General features: G+C 51.3%; 19 protein-coding genes. 14 read left to right on the top strand and 5 right to left on the bottom strand.

From position 1 onward, the window contains the following. Positions 1 to 82: 82 nt before the first annotated feature. From BQ5591_RS19790 to BQ5591_RS19775, 4 genes are all read right to left on the bottom strand, one after another. Positions 83 to 5,788: an N-6 DNA methylase gene (locus BQ5591_RS19790; RefSeq protein ID WP_071150645.1), complete on the bottom strand. Its 5,706-nt coding sequence runs from the start codon at positions 5,786 to 5,788 to the stop codon at positions 83 to 85. Further along, the gene (locus BQ5591_RS19785; RefSeq protein ID WP_071150644.1) at positions 5,778 to 6,242 is read right to left on the bottom strand and encodes a DUF1896 domain-containing protein; all 465 of its coding nucleotides are present in this window, start codon (positions 6,240 to 6,242) and stop codon (positions 5,778 to 5,780) included. Before BQ5591_RS19785 ends, BQ5591_RS19790 begins: the two co-directional genes overlap by 11 nt. A gap of 142 nt (positions 6,243 to 6,384) precedes the next feature. After that, positions 6,385 to 8,487: a type IA DNA topoisomerase gene (gene topB / locus BQ5591_RS19780; RefSeq protein ID WP_071150847.1), complete on the bottom strand. Its 2,103-nt coding sequence runs from the start codon at positions 8,485 to 8,487 to the stop codon at positions 6,385 to 6,387. Positions 8,488 to 8,513: 26 nt separating this feature from the next. Then, positions 8,514 to 9,854 (bottom strand): DUF3945 domain-containing protein, encoded by a 1,341-nt coding sequence (locus BQ5591_RS19775; protein WP_071150643.1) that lies wholly within the window; start codon positions 9,852 to 9,854, stop codon positions 8,514 to 8,516. A gap of 269 nt (positions 9,855 to 10,123) precedes the next feature. Here BQ5591_RS19775 and BQ5591_RS19770 point away from each other — a divergent pair, with 269 nt between their 5' ends. From BQ5591_RS19770 to BQ5591_RS19705, 14 genes are all read left to right on the top strand, one after another. Further along, positions 10,124 to 10,768 carry a hypothetical protein gene (locus tag BQ5591_RS19770; protein WP_071150642.1) on the top strand — a complete coding sequence of 215 codons (645 nt, stop codon included), beginning with the start codon at positions 10,124 to 10,126 and terminating at the stop codon, positions 10,766 to 10,768. Between the two features lie 154 nt (positions 10,769 to 10,922). Further along, positions 10,923 to 11,534 carry a TetR/AcrR family transcriptional regulator gene (locus tag BQ5591_RS19765; protein ID WP_071150641.1) on the top strand — a complete coding sequence of 204 codons (612 nt, stop codon included), beginning with the start codon at positions 10,923 to 10,925 and terminating at the stop codon, positions 11,532 to 11,534. Positions 11,535 to 11,631: 97 nt separating this feature from the next. Continuing rightward, entirely contained in the window at positions 11,632 to 12,738 is a 1,107-nt protein-coding gene (locus tag BQ5591_RS19760) for a tyrosine-type recombinase/integrase (protein WP_071150640.1), read from the top strand. A 163-nt stretch (positions 12,739 to 12,901) separates the two neighbouring features. Next, positions 12,902 to 14,122 (top strand): IS91 family transposase, encoded by a 1,221-nt coding sequence (locus BQ5591_RS19755; protein WP_071150639.1) that lies wholly within the window; start codon positions 12,902 to 12,904, stop codon positions 14,120 to 14,122. A gap of 332 nt (positions 14,123 to 14,454) precedes the next feature. Beyond that, positions 14,455 to 14,847, top strand: a complete 393-nt coding sequence (locus BQ5591_RS19750; protein WP_083381069.1) for a hypothetical protein — start codon at positions 14,455 to 14,457, stop codon at positions 14,845 to 14,847. A 75-nt stretch (positions 14,848 to 14,922) separates the two neighbouring features. Further along, the gene (locus tag BQ5591_RS19745) at positions 14,923 to 15,510 is read left to right on the top strand and encodes a hypothetical protein (RefSeq protein WP_025893102.1); all 588 of its coding nucleotides are present in this window, start codon (positions 14,923 to 14,925) and stop codon (positions 15,508 to 15,510) included. Between the two features lie 70 nt (positions 15,511 to 15,580). Next, on the top strand, positions 15,581 to 15,922 hold the full coding sequence (locus BQ5591_RS19740) for a hypothetical protein (protein WP_013616518.1): 342 nt from the start codon (positions 15,581 to 15,583) through the stop codon (positions 15,920 to 15,922). 51 nt (positions 15,923 to 15,973) lie between these two features. Next, the gene (locus BQ5591_RS19735) at positions 15,974 to 17,056 is read left to right on the top strand and encodes an Imm5 family immunity protein (RefSeq protein ID WP_071150846.1); all 1,083 of its coding nucleotides are present in this window, start codon (positions 15,974 to 15,976) and stop codon (positions 17,054 to 17,056) included. 93 nt (positions 17,057 to 17,149) lie between these two features. After that, positions 17,150 to 17,584 carry a hypothetical protein gene (locus tag BQ5591_RS19730; RefSeq protein WP_005650150.1) on the top strand — a complete coding sequence of 145 codons (435 nt, stop codon included), beginning with the start codon at positions 17,150 to 17,152 and terminating at the stop codon, positions 17,582 to 17,584. Between the two features lie 66 nt (positions 17,585 to 17,650). Beyond that, positions 17,651 to 18,115, top strand: coding sequence for a hypothetical protein (locus BQ5591_RS19725; RefSeq protein ID WP_041584086.1), 465 nt, complete (start codon positions 17,651 to 17,653; stop codon positions 18,113 to 18,115). A gap of 49 nt (positions 18,116 to 18,164) precedes the next feature. Then, on the top strand, positions 18,165 to 18,587 hold the full coding sequence (locus tag BQ5591_RS19720; protein ID WP_071150637.1) for a hypothetical protein: 423 nt from the start codon (positions 18,165 to 18,167) through the stop codon (positions 18,585 to 18,587). Positions 18,588 to 18,728: 141 nt separating this feature from the next. Next, positions 18,729 to 18,923: a hypothetical protein gene (locus BQ5591_RS19715; protein WP_071150636.1), complete on the top strand. Its 195-nt coding sequence runs from the start codon at positions 18,729 to 18,731 to the stop codon at positions 18,921 to 18,923. Positions 18,924 to 19,103: 180 nt separating this feature from the next. After that, on the top strand, positions 19,104 to 19,961 hold the full coding sequence (locus BQ5591_RS19710; protein ID WP_018711308.1) for a helix-turn-helix transcriptional regulator: 858 nt from the start codon (positions 19,104 to 19,106) through the stop codon (positions 19,959 to 19,961). A gap of 83 nt (positions 19,962 to 20,044) precedes the next feature. Beyond that, complete coding sequence (locus BQ5591_RS19705) at positions 20,045 to 20,656, top strand: RteC domain-containing protein (protein ID WP_071150635.1); 612 nt, start codon at positions 20,045 to 20,047, stop codon at positions 20,654 to 20,656. Between the two features lies 1 nt (position 20,657). Here BQ5591_RS19705 and mobC read toward each other — a convergent pair whose 3' ends face one another. Further along, complete coding sequence (gene mobC / locus BQ5591_RS19700; RefSeq protein ID WP_071150634.1) at positions 20,658 to 22,673, bottom strand: conjugal transfer protein MobC; 2,016 nt, start codon at positions 22,671 to 22,673, stop codon at positions 20,658 to 20,660. Between the last annotated feature and the right edge of the window lie 57 nt (positions 22,674 to 22,730).

Genomic DNA, 22,730 nt, shown 5'->3' with positions numbered 1-22,730 from the left:
TTCGAGATTTGAGATAGAAAAACTTGGCAACTACCATATACGTGTAAGGAGGTTGCCAAGTTTTTCATTAAGTGTGCCCTGCTCACAGCTTCATCCTCCATTTCGGTTTTTCCTGCGGTTTCTCCGTGCCGTCCTCCGGCTGGGGGATGCCGTCAGTCATTCCCTTTTCCTTACCCGCGCTCATCAGTTCCTTGATGCTGATGCTCTTGGGCATGGCGTGCAGCACCGGCGGTTTATGCTCCGCCGCATGTTCCATATAGTCGGGCATACGGTGGATGTATGGCTCGGACGATGCCGGGACGGCAGGGTTGCCGGGCATTGAGGGGGCGGGTTGCGCTACCGATGGAGCTTGTGGCTCCGGCCGGATTTCCGTTACCCCTTCGGTGTTGGCCTCCTGCGCATCGACGGATTTGAGGGAGAGCAATATCCGGCGGTCGAGTGCGGCAAGCTCGGCCTTGAGCTGCTTTAGTTCATCCTCCTTCTTCCATGTTTCGTCCACGACCTGTTTCAGGACGGGGATTTCCTTTTCGATGTCGGCATTGTCCCGCGTGTATTTCTCTATCAGGCGGGGGATGCTGTCGAAGGCGTTGATGAAGTTCCGGCAGGCGGTCTGCGGGTCGGCCGCCAAGCGTCCGTTGTTGTAGTTGTACAGGAGCTTGCCCGCGCCGCACACGAAGAAGCGGTTCTCGCAGAAGTCCAGCCCTTCCTTGACGGTGGTGTCGGTCTTGACCACGATTTCGAAGCCGTAGAGGGAGCCGATGGGAACCGGCTGGCCGTGCGTGCGCTCCTTGTCCTCTATCTCGTGCAGTCGGGCGGCAATGACTTTGGGGTCGCTGCCCGTTACCCCGTCAATCTTCAGCGGGTTGAGCTTCTTGCCGTCCTTGTCGTACTGCACGCGGCTCTCGAAGTCGGCCATGTCCTGCCGCGCCCTCGCGATGATGTCGCTGTTGGAGGCTTGGTTAGCCAACAGGGTCTCCAACCGGATGCGCGAATCGCCCTTGCCGCGCTGGAACGCCTTGCGCTCGCCCTCCAGCCCTGCAATCTTCTTCTCCAGACGCGCCTTGTCCAAGAGGTCGGTGTTGCCGGAGAGGATGGCGACATACTCGGAGTAGTTCATGCCCCCTTTCTCGTCCATGCTGCCCTCGTCGATGGTGCGGCTGCCCATGCGGTTCTGCTTGAGCTGGGTGATGAAAAGCTGCTTGTTGTGGAGCAGGTTGAACTTGTAGCTGTCCAATGATTTCTCCACCGCATAGATGATGACATCGACCTTGTTATCGGCATAGAGCTTCGCCACCTCGTTGCCCTTGCGGATGCCGCGCCCGTCGCGCTGCTGGAGGTCGCTTGGGCGCCACGGTGCGTCCAAGTGATGGATGGCCACGCATCTTTTCTGCGCATTGACACCCGTGCCCAACATTTCGGTGGAGCCGAACAGCACACGGATGCGCCCCTCGTTCATCGCCTCAATCATCGCCTTGCGCTTCTTCTCGGTCTTGGCTTCCTGAATGAAGCGTATCTGGTCTTCGGGGATGCCGTGGTCTTCGACCAGTTTGCGCTTGATTTCGCTGTACGGGTTCCACTGGTCGGGCTTGTACGTGCCCAAGTCGCTGAACACGAACTGCGTGCCCTTATGCTCGGCGTATCGGTTGTAATACTGCGCAATCATGTCGGCGCAGTGGGTCGCCTTGTTGTCGCGGTCGTCGTCATATTTCAGCGGGTCGATAAGCCTCATGTCGAGCGACATCTTGCGGGCATAGTCGGTGGCGATGAGCATCTTGGCCTTTTCTTCCTTCTCGGTCAGCGGCGGACGGCCCAATACGGTGGCGTTGCCGGTCTTGGCGAACTCCATGAGCCTGGCGATGAACTCCTGCTGGTCGGGCGTGGGCGCGATGTTGTGCAGTATCTCGTTCTTCTTCGGGCGGTCGATGCCGATGTCCTCCGCCGTGCGGAAGTCGGTAATCTCGGAATAGAACGAGGCGAGTTCGGGCACCTTGATGAAATAGCGGAAGCGTTCCTTCTGCACAATCTCGTTGGTCACGGAAAACTCATAGTCAATGGACTTGCGTGCGAACACCGCCGCCCATGCGTCGAAGGAGCGGATGCCCTGCCGCTCCAGTTCGTTGGGGCGCAGGTATTTGAACAGGAGGTACAGCTCGGTCAGTGAGTTGCTGATGGTCGTCCCCGACAGGAATGTGGCTCCCAAGTCCTTGCCGGTGCGCTGCTGGATGGTGCGGATGGCAAAGAGCATGTTGAGCGCACGCTGGCTGCCCTCCGAGTTGCCCAGCCCCGCCACACGGTCGTGGCGCGTGGTGAACATGAGGTTCTTAAAGCGGTGGCTCTCATCGACAAAGATGTGGTCGATGCCCATGCGCTTGAAGTCCGCCACATCATCCTTGCGGGTTTCTATCTCGTGCGTCAGCTCCTTGAGCTTGACTTCCAAGTTCATCTTGCGCTTTTCCGCGCCCTTGAGTTGGGCATTGGTTACCTCGCTGCCTAACTGGTGCAAGACTTCCAAGTTTTCCTCCACGCTGTCCAGTTCCTGCTGCAAGATGTCGCGCTGGATTTCGGGCGACTGCGGTATCATGCCGAACTGCTCGTGCGAGAGGATGATGGCATCCCAGTCGTTGTTCTTCATCTGGTTGAAGATTTCCACGCGGCGGTCGGGCGTGAAGTCCTCCTTGCCCGGATAGAGTATCTTGGCATGGGGATAGGCGGTGCGGAAGGTCTGCGCAATCTCGTGGATGTTCGCCTTCAGGCCGGTAATGAGCGGCTTGTGCGCCAATCCGAGCCGCTTCATCTCGTAGGCGGCGACGCACATTATCAGCGTCTTGCCGCCACCCACCTCATGGTCAGCGATGCCGCCGCCGTTCATCTTCAGCATCCAGATACAGTCTTTCTGAGATGGATACAAATCCTTGATGCCCAGCCCTTTCAAGTCAAGGTCTGGAAAGGTCTGGTGGCTGCCGTCAAACTTGGGGCGCACGAAACAGTTGAACTTGCGGTTGTACATGTCCTCCAGCTTCTTCTTGAACTCCGGCGACTGCTCCATAAGCCAGTCGGAGAAGCCTTCACGTATCTCGTCAATCTTGCTGTTGGCCAGTTGCGTGGCTTCGGGGTCGCGCACCTTGATGTCCTTGCCGTCCTTGTCCGTGACGGTCTTGGTGATGTTGGGCGTGGTGTTGTGGATGGCGTGGCGCATGAGGGCCACGCCGTTGAACAGGCGCGTTTCGGAACGGACTGCATATTGGTTATAGATACGCGGGCTGAGTTCGGAGGCACGGATATTGTACTCGTCCGCGCTGGCGTTGTAGCGGACGGACACGTCGGTGTCGAACAGCCATGAGGCATAGCGGCTGTACACGGCAGCCGGTATCCAGCGTTCGCCGAAGTTGAAGTCCAGTTCCTCAAAAGGAATGGGTACCGGTGCCGCCTTACGCAATGCTTCAAGCGAAACGCGCGATTCGGCATCTTCGGGATGTGTCTGCAAGTATTCCTCGATATACTCCGCCTTTGCCACGACATTGCCCGCGATGAAGCGGTCGGCAATCTCGAAACGCTTCGCCAGCGGGTTGTAGAACACCCTGCCGCGCAGTTCATCCAGCAATTGTGCCTGCGGCTTGTCGGTGAGCGATTCCATATATTCCATGTCTGCCTCGCCATATTTGTTGAGCGAGGCCGCCAATGCCTCGTGCACATCGTCGGTGTGGGTAATCTCGTTCACGTTGTACGACACGGGATGGTCAAAGATGTCGGCCTTGACCGCCTTGCCGTCGGTATAACGCTCCAAGGCGAGGATTTCCCGGTTATCGGCATCCATGCGGAACAGGTCGATGTTCTTCTTGTCGTTCAGGTTGCCGAACTGACGGACAAAGCCGTCGTACAGCCCGTTCAGGCCCGCACGCAGTTCCCCGTTCTCCTGCCGGTGTTCCGCTTCGTCGTTGTACAGGCGGTGGTAGGTGTCGCGAAGTTCAATGTAGGATGCGGCACGCTGCTGCTGGCGGGCAGGCAGTTCCAGCGGATGGAACACAGGGATTCCCTTATCCATGCCGGAGAGGTAGCCGATTTGCCCGTCCATATCCACCAGTGAGCCGTTCCGGTAGTGCTCCAGCCTTTCGCCGGTGAAGGGGCGTGGCTTCATGCGCTCCTGCCGTGCGGCCTCTTCCTCCGCCCGGCGGCGCTCCCGTTCCCGGAGTTCTTCTTCCGACGGGGCTTGGGGTGCGGCTGCCGGTTCGGGCTGTGCAGTCCGGGCAGGCTTTTCTGCGGGCGATGCGGCAATGGCATCCCCCTTGTCGGGTACGGACTGGCCGCTGAGCGGTTCCACAATGTCGAACAGGGAGAGCTGCGGGGTGTCCTGCTTCTTCTTCCGCTTGGGCTTCCGTCCGGTGCTGAACGCCTGCCGTTCCTCCTGTGTGAAACCGAAAAGGTCATACAGGGACATCAGTGGCTCCTGCGTGACGGGTTTCTCCGGTTCAGAGCGGACAATGGGCGGTTCTTCCACAACCGCCTCCGGCGTTTCCGTCGCGACACGCTGCTGTTCCGGCTTGGATAACGCCCGCACCTGTGCAATGCGTTCCTGAAGACTTTCCGCCCGTACTTCCGCCAGTTCGCGCAACTCGCGCACCGGCGAGAAGCGGAGATAAAGGTCAAGGTCGAGGTTTTCCGACAGGTTCTTGTCCAGCATCCATTTCAGGTCTGCGGCGATGGCATCCATGCCCCCGTCATGCAGGAAGACGCGTGCCGGTTTGCCGTAAGGGTCGGTTCCCACATGGCCGCGCGTATGGACAATGGCGGCGGTACGCTCGAAGTATTCATTCTGGGTCGTGCCGTCGGCCTGCGTGCTGACTTCCACGAAGGCTTTTTCAAGGCCGGTGTATTCCCTTCCGGATGCCGTGTCCTTCTGCAACACAATGAGGTCGCTGCCCACCTCCGTACCGGCATAGTCGGTAAACAGGTTGTTGGGCAGGCGGATGGCGGACAGGAGCCGCGCCCTTTCCATCAGATATTGGCGCACGGGAGTGCCCATCGCGGAGTTCATCACCCCTTGTGAGGTGATGAAAGCCACGATGCCGCCCTCGCGCACGGCATCCAGCCCCTTGACGAAGAAATAGTTGTGCAGGGAACCGAGCGCGAAACGCCGTGCCGTACCATCGTCCATCAACGGGTCAAATACGCGGATGTCGCCGAAGGGGATGTTGCTCGCCGCCACGTCGAACCGCCCGTTGTCCTGCGGGGGAAGCTCCTCGAAGCCTTGCACACGGACATCCGTACCGGGCTGAAGCTGCCGGAGGATACGCCCGGTCAGCAAATCCTTTTCGTATGCCGCCATTTCGGGCTGGGCGGTGGCCGTGAAAAGATGCGATTGGAAAGCGGTGATGAAGTTACCCGTGCCCGATGACGGGTCAAGGAAGCGGTGCGGCGACACGCCATGCTCACTTAATGAGGATGCCAGTGCACCGATGATTTCCGGCGGTGTATAGAACGCGGTAAAGGTGGATGCCTTCACACTGTCCACCAGCCGTTTGTATTCCCGTTCATCCGTCGCCCCCTCGCGGAGCACGCCATGCAGTTCCGACACAAGGGGAAAGAGTTCGCGGTCGCTCTGCGTCCAGCGGAGGATGTCGGTGAGCTTGCCGAAAGGGGACAGCACCGCCTTGATGCCCCCGAAACCGGAATAGGCGGCCAATACCGCCTGCTCCTCCGGGGTGGCGGCACGCCTCTCCCGTTCCAGACGGAACATCAGGCGGATGGCCTCGATGTTGTCCCTAAGATGTGCCTTCTTGTTATATGCCATTTTCTTCGAGCCAGATTGAGATTACACCGGCCAGTTCCCCGCACAGCCGGTCAAAGTCGGGGGTAAACTCAAAACCGTCGCTCAGGTCGTAACCGCTGAACACCCTGCCGCATTCGGGCAGGAGCTGGAGAGCTACCTCGCGGGCGCGGCCTGCGGGTACCTCATCGGCAAACTCGTTCCACAACACGGTAATGAGCGTGTCGAGCCGGGAAAAGTGCAGACCCTGAAACAGCACCTCGTCCGCCTGTTGGACGGCTTCGTCATAATTCATGCCCGACCTGACGGCATTGCTGAACGCTTCGGCGGCAAGTTCGGCACGCGCGCGGATAAAAGCATCGTCGGCAGCCCGTTCGGGATGCGATTCGCGGAGGTAGGACAACAGGGTAAGGCGGTAATAGGACAGTTCGTCCGGCTCTACCGACGGAGCCGGCATGTTCGGTTTGTTCGGATTCATGATTCTTCTTTTTATTCGTGTTACAAAATACATTTTATGCCTGTATAGGATGAAGCCGTACCTGATGTAGCATCAAGCCGGACTTCATGGCACATCAAGTCCGACCTCATCCCGCTTCAAGTCCGAGTTGATGTCGGGAGGGTCATTTCTTGGAAGATTTGCCTTTGGATGGTTTCTTGTCGGCAAACTCGTAGCCCACGGAGAAGTCGGGGCGCAATACCAATGAAGCGTCGAAAGCCTTGCCCTCCCTGCTTCTGAAACCTTTGATAACACCGGTTCTGCCTTTGGTCAGGAGTTCGGCAAGCTGTTTGTCCGACAGTTCCTTGCCGCCCTTGTTACGGAAGAGGGTAAAGCCACAGTCCACATCGGCGCATTTGACGACCTTGGGGAAGAACAGCACCCGGCTGTTCCGGCATTTGGGACACGGGTATTCGCTTTCCGAAGGCGCTACGGACACTTTGGTTTCCAACAGTTCGGTCACAATCTGTGCGGTATATGCCTCGATGTCGCGCCGGAAGGCGGCTGCGTCGGCTTCGCCCGATTCGATGCGTGCCAGCGTGTCCTCCCATGCAGCAGTCATTTCCACATTGGCAATCTTCTTGTCCTTCACCGTTTCATAGACCGCCATGCCTTTGTCGGTGGGCACAAGGCTTTTCTTCTCCCTCCGGATATAACCGCGTGCGAACAGCGTTTCGATGACGGCAGCACGGGTGGCAGGGGTTCCGATGCCCGTCTCGCGGATGCTCGCCCGTAGCTGCTCGTCGTCAATCTCCCTGCCGCAATGCTCCATCGCCGAGAGCAGCGAGCTTTCGGTGTGCAGCGGCTTGGGTTTGGTCTGCCGCTCTACCGCTTCGAGTGCCTTTATCGGGAGCGTCTCGTCCTGTTCCAGATTTGGGAGTGCCATACCCCCGCCATCGTCCTCTTCCTTTTCGCCGCGCACGGCACGCCATCCGGCGGACTTGACCACCGTGCCCTTGGCCTGCACCGTGTCGTTGCCCACCGCCGCATGGATTTCCGTTACCTCCTTGATGCAGGGGGCGGAAAAGGCTTCGAGCAGGCGGGCGGCTACCATGTCGTAGATGGCCTGTTCGTCTTTGGACAAGCCGTCGGGCAGGTTCTCGGTGATAACCAGCGCATGGTGGTCGGTTACTTTCCCTCCGTCCACGCTGCGGCGGTTGAGCGGTGCGCCGGAAAGCGACGCGGCATACTGCCCGAAACGCGGATGTTGCCGCAAGAGGGCGATGCGCGAGGGGATTTCGTCGAACACGTCTTCGGAAATGTACCGGCTGCCGGTGCGCGGATAGCTCAGCACCTTTTTCTCGTACAGGCTTTGCGCAAGGGAGAGCGTGCGGTCGGCGGAGAAGTCCAGCCGGGTGTTGGCATCCCGCTGAAGGGCGGTCAGGTCATAGAGCAGCGGAGGTTCTTCTTTGACCTCCCGCCGGGCAAGTGCTGTTATGCGGAGCGTGCCGCACGCTTTCATTTCGCCCAACGCACTGTCTGCGGCGGTCTTGTCCTCGTAACGCTGTTCCGCTGTGGCATGGAACGCAATGCCATCCTTCTCCACCGTGATGCGTATCTGCATGTACTTCTTCGGGGCAAACGACTTGTTCTCCAGATAACGGGAGCAAATCATGGCCAATGTGGGTGTCTGTACCCGTCCGAGCGAGAACACGCCCCGCCCGGCGGCAAGGCTGAGCGCCTGCGAGCCGTTGATGCCGATGAGCCAGTCCGCTTCGCTACGTGCCTTGGCGGAAAGATAGAGATTATCATAATTGCTGCCCGGCAGCAACCGTTCCATCCCTTCGCGGATGGCCTTGTCGGTCAGGCTGCTTATCCACAGGCGGACAAACGGTTTGGTGCAGCCTAAATAATGGTAGATATATCTGAATATCAGCTCCCCTTCGCGTCCGGCATCAGTCGCCACGATGATGCGGTCGCCACCCTCAAACAGTCCTTTGATGATGTTCAACTGGCGCACTACGCCGGGGTCGTCCTTGTATTCCTTCCCCTCACGCTTCTGGCGGGGGATGAGCGTGAATTGGGCTGGCAGTATGGGCAGGTTCTCCTGCCGGAAACCGGCAAACCCGTAGGCTTCGGGCATGGCCAGTCCGACCAGATGCCCGAACGCCCATGTTACGGCATAGCCGTTGCCTTCCAGATAGCCGTCCTTCCGCTGTTCGGCTCCTACAATCGCCGCGATGCTTTGCGCCACCGACGGCTTTTCTGCGATAATGACATTCTTCATATACATTAGTTATTATAGGTGAATACTCAAAGCGATACGCCGGCACCTTTCTTCTCGGACTTCCGGACACGGCGGTTCTGCGTGGCGGCCTGTGCAGGCTTTTGTGCCTGTGTTTCTGCCTGACCTTGCGACTGCTTCTTGCTCTTGTCGGGATTCCAGCGGAAGAAGTCGAACTTCATCTTCTCGTAGTTGGGGCGTACATAGGCGTTGAACGTGCCTCCGACGCCGTCGGACATGCCCTTGACATAGGCCGCCTTGCCTGCTTTCAACGCATCTTTCTGTTCCTGGCTCAGTTCCACCCCTTTCAGCTTCTGCGGGATGATGATTTCGCGCTGTCCGCTCTGGCTCTGCCTCTGCTCCACCTTGCGGTTCAGCCCCCGGAAGTCGTAATCGAAGCCGCCCTTGCAGACGTTGTACTGGAGGCGTGCGTCGTAATGCTTCTGCCTTCGCTCAGACCACATGCCCTCGACCAGTACGGACTCGCCGTTCATCAGCCGTAGTCCCTGGTCTTCGGTCAGCGCGACCCCGTTGATTTCGCGTACCTGCTTCATATCCTGCATGGGAAGGTGGTGCAGGCGGTTGGTCTTGGGATTGAAGGACAGAAGACAGGACTCCACCGTACCGTCAGGTTGGCGGATGTCAATGGTTCGTCCGGCGTTATTCGTTTTCAGCAGGTTGTCCTGCACTTCTTGGGGCAGTTCCGTTCCCATGTACTCCTTCAAATCCGGATACCGTTTGCAGCATTCGATGTTGAGTACGGGTTTTCCGTCGGGCGATTCCACCAGCCGGATGCAGGCCGGTGTTTCAAAGCTGATGCCCTCGAAGTTGGTGCGGATGTCAAGCACGGCGGATTCATGCCCGTTGAGCAGGCGTGCCGTACCGATTTCGCCCAACGATTCGGGCGTGATGCCCATGCGTGCGAGCTGCTGCCAGTCCACCTGCTCCATGCTCCACTTCGTGGATTGCTGCGGGGCGGGTTCTTCGGTGGCGGGAGCCTGCCGCAAGTCCTGTTTCTGTACGTGCTGTTCCGGGTCTAACCTGTACCCGTCAATCATGGCCGCGTTCTCTTCCGGCTTGCGGAACAAGTCCGCCATATCCTTGGCGGCAGCAAGCAGTTCCGCCGGGATGTGGTAGAAACGGAAGTCGGACGGGTTGTCAAACTGCCGTTTGAAATTGGAGAAGAAGGCTTCGAGGATGGATTCGCTGCGGCCGATTTTCAGGAAATCGCCGTCGGGCTTGGCCTTTGCCAGCGGCTGGGTCTTCAATGAGCCGTCCTGTTCGATGCGCTCTACCACATGGGGCTTGTTGCCGTCGGAAGCGTTGGTCATTACCAGCACTTCGTCTTTCATGTCCTTGAGGTTGTCCATATACAAATGAATTAAATCGTGAAACAATAAGTTGATTGCGGCACGAAAGTAAACGGGCTGCCTTGCCGGGCAATGGGAAATCGGCGGACGGGAGGCAAGTGGCTATGGGGTGGCGTGAAGTGTCCGCCCGCTTCTTTTGAAAAAACATCCGACCACCCGGTTTGCCCTTCCGATTCTTTTCGTATCTTTGGGGCAGTGGGATTAGATATGTGCCTGACGGTGTGCTGAATACCGGGCAGGTTATTTACCATTAGCAATAAGATACGGCCATGAACATTAAAAGCAATATTTTAGGATGCCTTTCCTACATCGGAATAGCCATAGAGTTTCTGTTGATAATTCAAACCTATATATTCTTGGATATGGGGAAATACGGCTATATGTTGGTAACCGGAAGCCTTGCGGTGATTCCGTTTGCCATTATGTACTGGAATATGCGGAGAAGCCAAAGGCGGGAAGAAGACAACAAAAAGAAACACAAGGAATGGCTCCGTTCCAAAGGCGTTGCGTTGGAAGTGGATTTGAACAGTTGCAAAATTTCCGAAAACAAACGAACCGTCCATTATACCCGGATGGACATTCCTGCTTATTCGTTAAAAACACGTTTACATGCGCCTGCTTCACTGGATGAACCGGATTTGCCCTACCAATCATGGCGCAGCCAGAGTACGAATGCCAGCGAAGCACTTATGAATCCAGACCGGATGTATGAACCGTTTTCTTATGAACGCTGCTATTGCATCGTAAAAGCAACCTTGGATTACAAGGGTAAACGGACGCAGTTTTTCAGCGAACCCATACTGATGGACAAGTGCAGTTTGGGCGTTTTTCTTGCCTTGCATAAAAGCGGAATCATTTATGTCAATCCCCGAAATAAAAAGGACTACTTTTTCGACCTTGATTTCCTGAAGTGAGTCCGATATAATTCAGAACATCGTAAGTTGCCCGTCTATGAGAAAATTGAGGTCATTGGCTGCACTTCATCTAATCGTTTTGCGCCAAATGCTTGCCATAAACACAATATTTCCTTATCTTCGCTGACCAAAAAACATAAACCTACGCATCAGCATGATAACCAACCGGGAAGAAATCATTGACAGGGCATTCGGGGTATTTGTCAGGATGAACTATGAGAAGGCAAGCATCATCACGCTTGCCAGAGCCTGCGGACTGACCAAGACGGGCATCGTCTATTATTTTCCGCACAAGCTGGACTTGTTCATGGCTGTGGTGGACAAGTATGTGCTGCAAATACACAAGCCGGACAACAAGTTTGCCGCTCCCGCCGATACGTTGGCGGAATTTATCGGGCAATACGTGGCGGGAGTAGCCGCTTCCATGAAAAGGATTCTCGAACTGATTGGCGATAACCACAGCCCGCATGATTGCAGCCTTAATTCCTATTACTTCCATTTTCTCTCGCAAGTGCGCATGTACTATCCGGACATCAAGCAAAAAATCGAGCGGATTTTCCAACTGGACTATGAACTTTGGGAGAAAGTCATACAGAAAGCGAAGGAAAGCGGAGAAATCGGGAGCGACACGGACGTGAAGAAAGCGGCAGCCCTGTTCCGGCAGATGTTTCTCGGACTGTCCTACGAACAGGCGTTCCTGAACGGTCTGGACGTGGACGAACTGGAGAAAAACTTCCGCTATGTTTATTCCCTGCTTAAAGCCTGACGCCGTTTAGTCTTTTTAACTTCCATTATTTTGAACGATTGTTCAAAATATACCGTTTTTTCACTACCTTTGAAGCCATGAAGCAAAATTCGACGACATGGACAAGGCTCAGAGGCAAAGAGGGAGCATCATCCTGCACAAGGAAGAAAAGGATGGTGTGGATTATGTCCGGATAGAGTATGCAGGAAACGGGGCAATCCCCCTGCTGCTTGCCCAGGATACAGGCGTGGAAATGACCGGCAAGGATTCCGCTTGCATGGCGGCTGCCGTTTTCAAGCTGTCGGATTTCTACGACCGCTACTCTCCCCATGCCTACATTGATTACAGCCGGGTATATGTGCGGCATCCCAGACCCAAGAGGGAATACACGCTGCCGGAAGGCTATCTGGAACTGCTGGAACAGAAACGCTACAGCCCATCCACCATAAAGACCTACCGGGCTTATTTCAGCGACTTCGTGGAGTACCACAAAGGGCGCAACATCGACCGCCTGAAAGTGGCGGACATCAACAGGTACATTCTTTATCTTGTAAACGAAAAGAAAATTTCCGTTTCACAGCAGAACATGCGCATCAACGCCATCAAGTTCTACTACGAGCAGGTGAAAGGCGGGAAACGGCAATACTACGGCGGCATTACACGGGCCAAGGAGTACAAGACACTGCCGGAAGTGTTGAGCCGGAACGAGATAAAGCGTATCCTTGACCAACTGTCCAACATCAAGCACCGCTGCATGATTTCTCTGGTTTACTCTGCCGGATTGCGGCGGAGCGAACTGCTGAACCTCACCCCCAAGGACATCAACAGTGAAACAATGTCCGTGCGCGTCATGGGTAAGGGCAAGAAATGCCGCTACTCGCTGCTTTCGCCCAAACTGCTGGAAGAGCTGCGGCGGTACTTCCGTGAATACCGACCGAAGAAATGGCTGTTTGAGGGCGAAACGCCCGGACAACCGTACTCGGCAAGCGCATTGGTGAAAGTGCTGAAAGAAGCCGCACAACGTGCGGGCATCAAACACCGGGTGCATGTACACATGCTCCGCCACTCGTTTGCCACCCACCTTTTGGAACAAGGGACAGACTTGCACACGATACAGGAACTGTTGGGACACAACGATATAAAGACTACTGCCATATATCTTCATGTGTCAAGTGCGCACAAAGCCAAGATACCCAATCCGCTTGACGCTCTGGATGATTCGTAGGGTACAGCTATTAGAGATTAGGAAACGCACCTGCCGGGTGTCGATTATCGAAATATTTTACACCTAAGGGTGCATTTATTAATACATTCAAGGCAAATTAAAACAACTAATATACAGCAACTTACAAACAAATGAACAAATGTAAAAATAATAACGGTAGTGAATGATTGATTTGATAGATTACATAGAAAGGTGTAGTTCCCGGAAAAGCACATATCGCTTGGCGGACTTTTTCAACCGCTGGTGGGACGAGTACGCACAGCACCCTGCGGAGTACATCACCCCCGAACAGTACAAGGCGGTGAACGCTATCCGTGTGTGCCGTACAGCCGCTTTGGGAATAGACACATACGCCTGCCCCGATTGCGGGGAGGTGCGGGAAATCAGTCATAGCTGCAAGAACCGTTTTTGCCCGTCATGTGGCTGGCGTGATACGCTGAAATGGGCGGCACGCATGAAAGAAAAGTTGCTGCGAGTGCCGCACCGCCATGTTGTGATGACCTTGCCGCATATCCTGCTGGACTTGGTGAAGCGCAACAAGAAAGAAATACTGAACATTCTGATGCGGACTTCGGCAGACACGCTGAAAGACTGGATGATGCACAAGTTCGGATTGAAAACCGGGGTGATTGCCGTGCTGCACACCTATGGGGAAACAAAGCAGCTTCATGTACACACCCACATGATTATGTCGTGGGGCGGCATCGACAGCGAAGGTAAAATAGCCGTTCCCGAACATGATTACGTGCATATTCCCTCTATCCGCAGGGTGTTCCGCTACAAGTTTGAGAATGCGCTGATAGGACTGTTCGATGCGGGCAGGCTGGAACATGACTTTCACGACCGCATGGAGTTTATGGGCTTCATCAAAAGGGTGGCGAACAGAAAGGACTGGATTGTGCATCTGGAACCGCCCATACAAATGCCGGAGCAGGTGATACAGTATGTGGGCAGGTATTCCAAGCGGGCATGTTTGAGCGAGTACAAGATTACGGCAATGGACGGCGAGAACATTTCATTCCGATACCGTGATTATAAGAACTCACCCGACAGGAGAAACCCGGTGGAAAAGGAACTGACGCTGCATTACCGTGAGTTCTTTCCCCGGCTGCTGCAACACGTTCCCCTGCGCTATTTCCGCATCGTGAGGTATTATGGCTTCTACTCCAACAAAGGCAACCTGCCGGAAGAATACTTCGGACGGGATGAAAGCGAGATAGAGGAAGCCGGAGTGCAACAGGCAGAAAGTGAATACGAGAACCCTTATTTCTGCGAGCATTGCGGACGGATGAGATTTTACAGCCACACTACGGTAACGAGTGGCGGCATCACATATACGGTTGTATTGGAACATTGCGACATACACCGGGAAAAATCGGCATGACAGCAATATGGGATAGCTATGCCCTGCCGTGAACAGAAACAGTAAAATTCCATAAAATAGAAGAAAGGAGAACAAAAAAATGAATGAAATACGGATAAGAGCTGTAATAAAACGAACCGGGTGCAGGAATGAACTTCACACCCCTTTCTGCCGGAAACAGCAGTCAAAAATTGAAGTTCTATATAAATATGTAATAGTGCATGGTGGGTAAAACTGCCTTGAACAAAGAAATGAAGCACCTAAACGGTGCTTATTTCCGAACCATTAGATATAATTGATTCATGAGATATACAGTTAATATAATAGTGAGTATAAAGGACGTTATTAAAAAGATGGATATTGGAATACCAGAGTACATTTCAAATATCCAGTCTTTCTATTTATATCTTAAAGAGAAATGTGATTTACCACATGTTAATCAAGGTGAAGTCTGTATTTGCAGTAAGGATAAGAATAGAGATATAACTTTATTTGTGATAACTGATACAGAATCAGTTCTTTACTCTCCCTTTGAAGATATAAGTATGTTTGCCTCTATTTCTCCTCTTTATATTTCTTATTGTAACACTATTGCACGAGCAGAAGAAATATTTCTCGCAAATGAAGGTTCTCACTATTATATGTGGCATGAAGGCTATGAAGATGAGTATTCAAAGTATGGAATCGCTAAAGAATTGGAAGAAGAATGGCTTCAAGAATACTGTTTATCTCCCAAGATTCCTTAAATATATCTAACAAGGTCGAGATAACAGCTGAACGCTGTTGCTCACCAAACCATTACCAACTAAAATATATAAATCATGAATAGAGAAACATTATTTGAAAGTTTTTATACAAAAGCAGAAAAAGCGATTAATAAAATGGGGAAACAAAACATCAAAGATATCTATGCTATTTCCTTTTGGAAAGATAATCTTGAAGACGACCCCCGATGTCCTGTTATTACAATAGGCTATAACACTTTAACTCAAGTGGAAGTAGCAAAAAGGAATGCCAGTAGTTTAATGGAAGCCAAATGGAATTATGCTTTTTGGCTACAAAACGAAGTGGGTACTATTGGTGGTAATGACAAGAATCTCCGTCTGTATTTTAAAGAAGCCAATTTATTCTATACTCAACAAGAGTATTCGAGAGCCGAAAAAAATGGAGAAGAAAATAAGTTGGATGAACAAGACGACCAAATGCAGTCGGTCTTTATGGATATTATCATTTCTGTTATTCAAGAACTTCATAAAAAAGGTGTCATAAAAGAGCAATTAGGTAAAGAAGTTCCTGTCATTGTTCACGAATTGGAATATTACGACTTACCTATTATGTGGACTACAAGAAGTAATCCGAAATCATTGATTGATGAGTTCTTGAAATCTTATAATGATGGATGTTTATAAAAAGTTGGTAACAAGCGAATGAGCTGCCCTAACGGTCTGCTATTCACAACCCATTAGTAACAACATTGTTATGAGAAAAGAAGTTGAACAATTAGCTTTAATGGGTGCTATGCCCAATGAAACAGACGAACGAATAACGGCTGAATTAATTTATGAATATGAAGACTTATTATGCAAGATAGTTAAGCCTATCACTTGGGATGAAGCACATATTTTAATCAAGCTCTTTCCGCCGACTGCTTTATATGGAATAGAATGGACATTGTTACATTTAATAGAGTCTGTGTATTCAGAAATAAATTCTCTTGAATACAGAGAACTTATAAATGAATGTAATAGTACAGAGTTTAAGGAAATGCTTGTTCAACGTCTTAATAACTCACAACAGAAAAAAGTTACTAACAAAGCGTGATAACGCTTGACAGCGTTCCCCGCTATCCCATTAGCGAAAACAGAAACCAGTATGATACAGCAAATAGAAAAACTGAAAGAAATAATCAATCAAAATAGCATGGGGCATTTGCCTTTACCCTATCGTGTTGATTTGATGAAACAAATAGGCAACTCCCGGACAGTGCAAAAAGTGTTGTGTGAGTGCTGTAAGAAAGCCTGTTCCAGCTTCCCAGAAGAATTTTGTGCTGAAAACCTGTTGGTTGAAGTCTTGTCGGAAATGGACAGTTATCTGTACAAGAATAAAGGAATTGCCGAAAGCATATTGGTTTCTGTAGAACGGCTGCGCAATTATGTGGAACAATCCGCAGACAGTCCTGACAACATGGCAAGCTGGGCTATCATATCTTTGGGATATGCAATCCGTTATGATGCAGCTTCCATATTAGCAATAGAAGACTATAATGGTGAAGATGATGATGCTTTTGATTTCGAAAGCTGGAATGCGGATTTTATATGCTCGATAGCTTGTTCCGGCAGCAATCCCTTCGTGGAAACTGGAAACGTAGAGAAACGTAAAGAGTACTGGTTGTGGTATGTAAAAATGGTATTGGAAGTTTCTCAAAATCCAAATGTCAAATACCAGTCATTACCAGTATGCAAAAGAGCAACTCCTTTAATTGATATACCTGTTCGTCATCAATTAGATTTAGTAAAAACAAATAAAAGAATATCTTTTGATGATATTAGAGATGCTATTTTACTTCAAATACCTTCTGGGATAAAATGGGATTTTATAGATGTTTTATTTGTATCATGCACCAGCAGTATGTTAAATATACATTCTTCTACTGGAGATAAGATAAAAATAGGGACGATGGCGACCATCAATATATGCAAGGAATTTAGATTAAAACGAAAAGAAATGTATATGTATTATCCAAAGGAAGGAGCTTGGTTCTCTCTAAAAATGGTCATTAACTCAAATAGTTCTTACAATTTGGATTTTAATTATGATAATTGGGATGAAATTCCAAGTTATTTCCAGGAATTAGATTGGATTTTGAGCTTTTACACCAAATTTCCACGAAGTATAGAATATACCCCTAAGTGGTTAAGGAAAATAGTTGGAAGTAGAAAGCTGTACTTGACTTAGTTTCTGTGAGTATATAAAATAATTTCGCTAACAACGCAGGATAACGGCAAGCCGTTCCCTGCTGAACCATTATAAACAATAAAACAATTTTTTATGGAAGATTCTGATATTCTAAAGAGATTTGACAATGATAAGCTAATAGATGTTGTAAAAAATTATAAGCGTTACGGCTATGATGATGAAATTCGTGATTATGCTATTAATTTATTGAAAGAAAGAGGCTGGAGCGTTGAGGATTTGAAAACATTCGGTTATTGGGAAAATTCCGATTACGAAGAAGCATTGATACAATACAAAGCTTATTGTAGAAATTCACTGATAGCTGTCTGTGTCTTGGTATTAAGTCTTTGTATGCTGGTGCCTATCTATCTTGTATTTGTTTTTATGGCATATCGGAATGTATGTAAGTTCTATCAGGCATTAGGGAGAAAGGAAGAAGCTGTATTCTCCTTTGACTTGTGTTGGCACGTTTTGTTGTTCTTTTACCTAAAAGAGAAAATGAAAGAGGAGTTGAAAGGAATAAGATAAGTTTATAACAAGGTCGAGATAACAGCTTAACGCTGTCCCTCACCAAACCATTAGATACAATTAGATATGAATATACCTACTGCAATAAAGGAAATACTTGTTCATAACCATTGGGATGAATTTAACTTTCAAATGATGTCGGATTGTTACGCTGATAAGTTGAAACAATCCTATTCAAAGTTTGATTATCCTTTGAATGACGGTATTATAAGCAAGATTGCTCTATTCTATAACATGAAATTAGAACTGAACCAATCTAATATTCTTTATTTTGATGTCAAGAAAATAAAGAAATACAGCCCGGAAGCTATGCAGAAAGTGGCTGTGAAGTTAAAGGTCAATAAGGTTATCTATTTAGCAGACATTCATCCCGGTTATTTGACTGTATGGTTAGATGAACGAGAACAAGTGTGGGCTGATTATGATAATCTTGTTTATTATTATGGCAGTGATATATTCAGTGGTGTTCAAAATATTATATCGGGCAATGTCCTTGAAACCATAAATTTAGTATCTAACAACGAAAGATAGCATCTGACGATGCTCCTTTCTAACCATTACCAACAAATAGCGTACATATATGAATAATACAACAAAAGTAAGAATTGTATATGAATGTAGCATAATAGGCATTGTTTTGCTGACATTCTTAAAAAGTATGTTCCCATACATGGGGGCATGGTGGCAAGTAGCTATTATCGCCTCACTTGTAGGGCTATGGTTCTCGTTGTCTTATCTGAAACGTCATAATTATAAATGGGGTTTCAGCTACATAGAAAATCACTTATACATTGACCTGTTATTGAAAGTACAGAAATGGTTTCAGAACGCTACAATCATAGCCCTATTGATACCTGTCTTCTTAACAGACCTCATGTATAATCATTTTTGTTTTGTAGCATATATATTGCTTGTAGGCATGTTCTTAGGTGTGAAGCTGGCTACTTACACTGTAGAGTACGCCATATATAAAAGCAAATTCATTGGAAACAAAGGAAGATAACCCCTGAACGGGTGTTTTCCACCAAATCATTTGTCTGTTCTATTACTGTATCTATGTCGTTTCCCTTGTTGTCCAGTTGGCGACTTTTTATCTGTTGCTTAGTAGCGCATGAGGAAATTCAAATTGGAAAGTAAAATAATTATGGACTATATTACAGCAGAAAGATTGGGTAGAGTTCTTATATGGGCATGGAACAAGTATGTGAAGAAAACTGCCATTCCTTACAAGGAGATTGACTTTCATTATCCGGATTGGGTCTTTCTCTTGACAGGTCTTGTCTTTTGTGGAATTGCGCTGGGGATTATCCTGCTTTATTTTGCATTTTGGAGAACATAATCGTTTTGGATGAATGAAACAATGAGCAAACCGGGCAAATTAAAGGCATTTGGCAGGGAACGATAAACATAAACAAGCTAAATCCCTACTGTGCGGCATTTCCGGCGGAAATCGGAACAAGCGGACACGTGCAACCGGTTATCTTTACGAATTCATCGAACAATAAAAAACATACCGCTTATGAATACAGACTTCATCGAACAGTTGTCCGCCACCGCCCCGGCAGGCTTGGAACAGACCACCGCCGCCCTGTGCGGAGAAATGAAAGGGCTGCTGAAAGCCCGCACCCCGAAGCATTACCTCGCGCTGGAACCCTACGCGCGGGACACAAGGCTATGCCACCACATCCTTGACCTACTGACGGGACAGCCCGCGCTGCCGGAGGTGTCGGCTCCCGGATGCCGCCCGCTGCTGATGCTGCTCGCCCTGTCGGAAGACACGGAGGTGCAGAACCGGCTGCTGCACGAACTGGCAGAGCCTTGGCGGAAAGCCTGCCGCACGCCGGAGATGCTCTACCTGTGCGACGTGCTGTACCAGACCGGCATCCCCCGCCCCCTGTACAACCTGTGCAACGAGGTGTGCGACTATTTCTTTGTGGAGCGGCGCAAGCAGATAAGCCGCCAGCCCACACCGCTCACCGAAGCGGAGCTGCAACATGCCGAGAAACGGCTGAAGCCCCTGTATGCCGCTGTGTTCCGGCTGAAGGTGAACCGTTACAGCTACCGCACGAACAGCGTGGAGGAACTGGCGGGGATGCTCTGCATGAGTGTATCGACCTTCCGCGAGAAATTCAGCAGAATCTACCGGAAGTCCGCCAACAAATGGTTGCAGGAGCAGCGCATCGGTCAGATACGGCGGGACTTGAAATACCACTACGACCGCCCGCTCAGGGAGATAGCCGAGAAGAACGGCTTCGAGTCGGCCAACCGGTTCTGGGAGTTCTGCACGGGACAGATGAAGCAAAGCCCCAGCGAGCTGCACAAGGAGCTGTACGACGAGCTGTGCGAGGAACGGCGGAAGTTCTATCTGGGCGAGTGACGGCATTTCCGGCGAAAAGCGGAACAGCCGCGCCTGTCCCCGCCGCTATTTTTGTCATCCATAACCGACAAAAATAGTTTCATATGGATATCTTCTATCTGTGCCCCTACCTGCTGTTGCTGGAACAGGGGGATTGCGATACCGAAAGGCTGAATGAGGCAAGCGACGATTTCATACGCCACCTCAGCCATCTGCATGAGGAACACGGCAACCACACCTGCGTGTTCCTCCATCTCCAATACACGAAGTTCCGGCTGACCATCCTGCGGGAACGCTACCACAACAACGGGCAGAGCCATCTGGTGTGCTACTGCCACGTGGTGGGAGCTATCATGTATGTGGAAAACACGATGGAAAGGATGGAAAAAAGACGGGCGGGTTCCGGAAACGGAGAAGCCCGTCCGCCCGGCGACGGGCCTCCCGTGCTGTGGACGGACGACGCCATCCACCTTGTCGAACTGCTTTATGCCTGCCATGAACTGAAGCTGTTCAATAACGGCGAAATCACACTCAAGCAAGTGGTGGAATACGTGTGCGGCGTGCTCGGCGTGGACGTAAAAAACGCTTCGAGCTACTATGCCCGGATGCGGCGTCGGAAAGGCGACGACCGCACCTATTTCATCGACCGGCTCCGGGAAGTCCTGCTGCGGAAGATGGACACGGACGACGAGAAGCAATACCGGCGGAACAAGTAGCCTACGCCTGTTTGTTCAGTTCCAGCAGGTGCTTCAGATTCGGGTCACTCCCGATACGTTCCAGTTCGTCGGCGACAATCTGCCGGGCTTCCTCCTTAATGCGGTTGTAGTTCTCCTGCACCATTTCCTTCATGCGGTCGATGCCGTCGGCATCCCGGAAGTCGGTGATGACGGGTATCTTCTGGTAAGTCCTTTCTTCTTCCGCCACCTTCTTGGCATCGACCACAATCTCGCAATGGAAAATCTTCTGCTCGATTTTCTCGCCGAAGTTGTCCGCCACCGAACCGACAAACATGCCCTGCGTCAGCGAGGAAATCTTGCTCGGCGGGATAAGGCTGTCCATCTGGGTGGAGATGGAGGTGGACACATCGTTGCGGTTGATGGAGATGGACTGCCGTTTCTGGAGAATCTTGCCGAAGCGCTCGGAGAGCGTCTTGGCCGTCTCGCCCACCACCTGCCCGGAGAAGATGTTGCCGACGGTGTTGATGATGACCTTCGCCTCCTTGTCGGTATAGTCGCGGATGAGCTGCGAGAAGTCCTGAAAGCCCAGCAGCACGGCCACCTTGTTGCTACGCGCGGTGGCGATAAGGTTATCCAGCCCCTTGATGAACACGGTGGGCAGCTCGTCGATGATGATGGAGCTTTTCAGTTTGCCCTTCTTGTTCACCAGTTTGACGATGCGCGAGTTGTACAGTCCGAGCGCCGCCCCGTAGATGGCCTGCCGGTCGGGGTTGTTGCCGATGCAGAGTACCTTCGGCTCGTCGGGATTGTTGATGTCGAGGGAGAACTCGTCGGCGGACATCACCCAATAGAGTGCCGGGGAAATCATGCGCGAGAGCGGTATCTTGGCCGAAGCAATCTGCCCCATGAGCTGGTCGGCAGCCCCGGCGAGCCATGCGTCGAGGAAAGGGCTGAGGTAGTTCTCCAGTTCGGGATAGGAGGACATGATGGGGAAAATCTGCTCGTAGGGCTTGTTCAGGAACTCGACCGCATGGGGGAAGGTGCAATACTTTCCGTTTTTGTAAATGCGTAAAAACCAAATAATTGCAGCAAATAAGATGGTGGGCGACTCGACGAAGAAGTCGCCCTGCTTGGCCGCCCAAGTACGGTTGAGGTTGAGCATGATGTTGTAGGAACTCTCGTAGGCATCGGAGATGTCGGTCATGAACTTCGGGTTGAGCGGGTTGCAGCGGTGGCTGCGCGAGGGGTCGTCGAAGTTGATGACATAGAACTTCGGCCTGACCTTGTAGCCGTCCAGATGGCGGAGCAGGTGGTTGTAGGCGATGGTGCTCAAGTCCGGAAACTTGAAGTCGTAAATATAGGTGGCATAGCCCTTCTCAATCTGCTGTTTGATATAGGAATTGACCACGGCAAAGGATTTGCCGCTGCCCGGCGTGCCCAAGACAATGGAAGCACGGAAAGGGTTCACCACGTTTATCCAGCCGTGCCACATCTTTTTCCTGTACCAGAAGCGGGTGGGCAGATTGACGGAATACTCGTTCTCGATGAGCCGTGTCTCCTGCATGAAGGATTCGTTCTCGTTGTTGAACACATCCTCCATCAAGTTCTGCCGGAGCAGGCGGGACATCCATACCCCGGCGGCCAAGAGGCAGCCGTAGCCTGCGGATAAGGTGAGCAGATAGAAACCGGTACGCGCCGAAAGGGGCAGCGGCAGGGCAAGCAGCCACCAATTGAAGAAGAACAGCACGATACCGGCGGCAAGCGCCGCCCAGATATGCGGCCACTTAATCTTTTCCTCTTTCACGCCTTTTGTCCCCAAGCAGGAGAGCGCGAGGAACACAAGGGCGAACAGCTTTGTCCAAAGAATGGACGAGAACAGCCCGGTCGTCCGCTGGAAATTGAGCAGTATCCTGTCCACCACCCCGATGTCGATGTTCCATTCCTTCATCGAGGGGTAGCAGAACCAATATACATTGACTATGACGAACAATACGCTGAGGGCACGCATGAAGTCCATGACCTTGGCCAGCCCTCTCAAATCATCTTCCTGTGACATAAGTTATACTTGTTTTAACGGTGATTGAAATTCGGTTGAATGTTATCCGGGCTGCAT

It is taken from the genome of Bacteroides ndongoniae, assembly GCF_900108345.1.
Lineage (GTDB): Bacteria > Bacteroidota > Bacteroidia > Bacteroidales > Bacteroidaceae > Bacteroides > Bacteroides ndongoniae.
Note: the sequence above shows the minus strand (reverse complement) of the source record. Positions and strands in the feature narration are given on the sequence as shown.

Coding starts and splice junctions, on each gene's coding strand:
- BQ5591_RS19790 (WP_071150645.1), bottom strand. CDS start 5,788: ATGGCATATAACAAGAAGGCACATCTTAGGGACAACATCGAGGCCATC.
- BQ5591_RS19785 (WP_071150644.1), bottom strand. CDS start 6,242: ATGAATCCGAACAAACCGAACATGCCGGCTCCGTCGGTAGAGCCGGAC.
- topB (WP_071150847.1), bottom strand. CDS start 8,487: ATGAAGAATGTCATTATCGCAGAAAAGCCGTCGGTGGCGCAAAGCATC.
- BQ5591_RS19775 (WP_071150643.1), bottom strand. CDS start 9,854: ATGGACAACCTCAAGGACATGAAAGACGAAGTGCTGGTAATGACCAAC.
- BQ5591_RS19770 (WP_071150642.1), top strand. CDS start 10,124: ATGAACATTAAAAGCAATATTTTAGGATGCCTTTCCTACATCGGAATA.
- BQ5591_RS19765 (WP_071150641.1), top strand. CDS start 10,923: ATGATAACCAACCGGGAAGAAATCATTGACAGGGCATTCGGGGTATTT.
- BQ5591_RS19760 (WP_071150640.1), top strand. CDS start 11,632: ATGGACAAGGCTCAGAGGCAAAGAGGGAGCATCATCCTGCACAAGGAA.
- BQ5591_RS19755 (WP_071150639.1), top strand. CDS start 12,902: ATGATTGATTTGATAGATTACATAGAAAGGTGTAGTTCCCGGAAAAGC.
- BQ5591_RS19750 (WP_083381069.1), top strand. CDS start 14,455: ATGGATATTGGAATACCAGAGTACATTTCAAATATCCAGTCTTTCTAT.
- BQ5591_RS19745 (WP_025893102.1), top strand. CDS start 14,923: ATGAATAGAGAAACATTATTTGAAAGTTTTTATACAAAAGCAGAAAAA.
- BQ5591_RS19740 (WP_013616518.1), top strand. CDS start 15,581: ATGAGAAAAGAAGTTGAACAATTAGCTTTAATGGGTGCTATGCCCAAT.
- BQ5591_RS19735 (WP_071150846.1), top strand. CDS start 15,974: ATGATACAGCAAATAGAAAAACTGAAAGAAATAATCAATCAAAATAGC.
- BQ5591_RS19730 (WP_005650150.1), top strand. CDS start 17,150: ATGGAAGATTCTGATATTCTAAAGAGATTTGACAATGATAAGCTAATA.
- BQ5591_RS19725 (WP_041584086.1), top strand. CDS start 17,651: ATGAATATACCTACTGCAATAAAGGAAATACTTGTTCATAACCATTGG.
- BQ5591_RS19720 (WP_071150637.1), top strand. CDS start 18,165: ATGAATAATACAACAAAAGTAAGAATTGTATATGAATGTAGCATAATA.
- BQ5591_RS19715 (WP_071150636.1), top strand. CDS start 18,729: ATGGACTATATTACAGCAGAAAGATTGGGTAGAGTTCTTATATGGGCA.
- BQ5591_RS19710 (WP_018711308.1), top strand. CDS start 19,104: ATGAATACAGACTTCATCGAACAGTTGTCCGCCACCGCCCCGGCAGGC.
- BQ5591_RS19705 (WP_071150635.1), top strand. CDS start 20,045: ATGGATATCTTCTATCTGTGCCCCTACCTGCTGTTGCTGGAACAGGGG.
- mobC (WP_071150634.1), bottom strand. CDS start 22,673: ATGTCACAGGAAGATGATTTGAGAGGGCTGGCCAAGGTCATGGACTTC.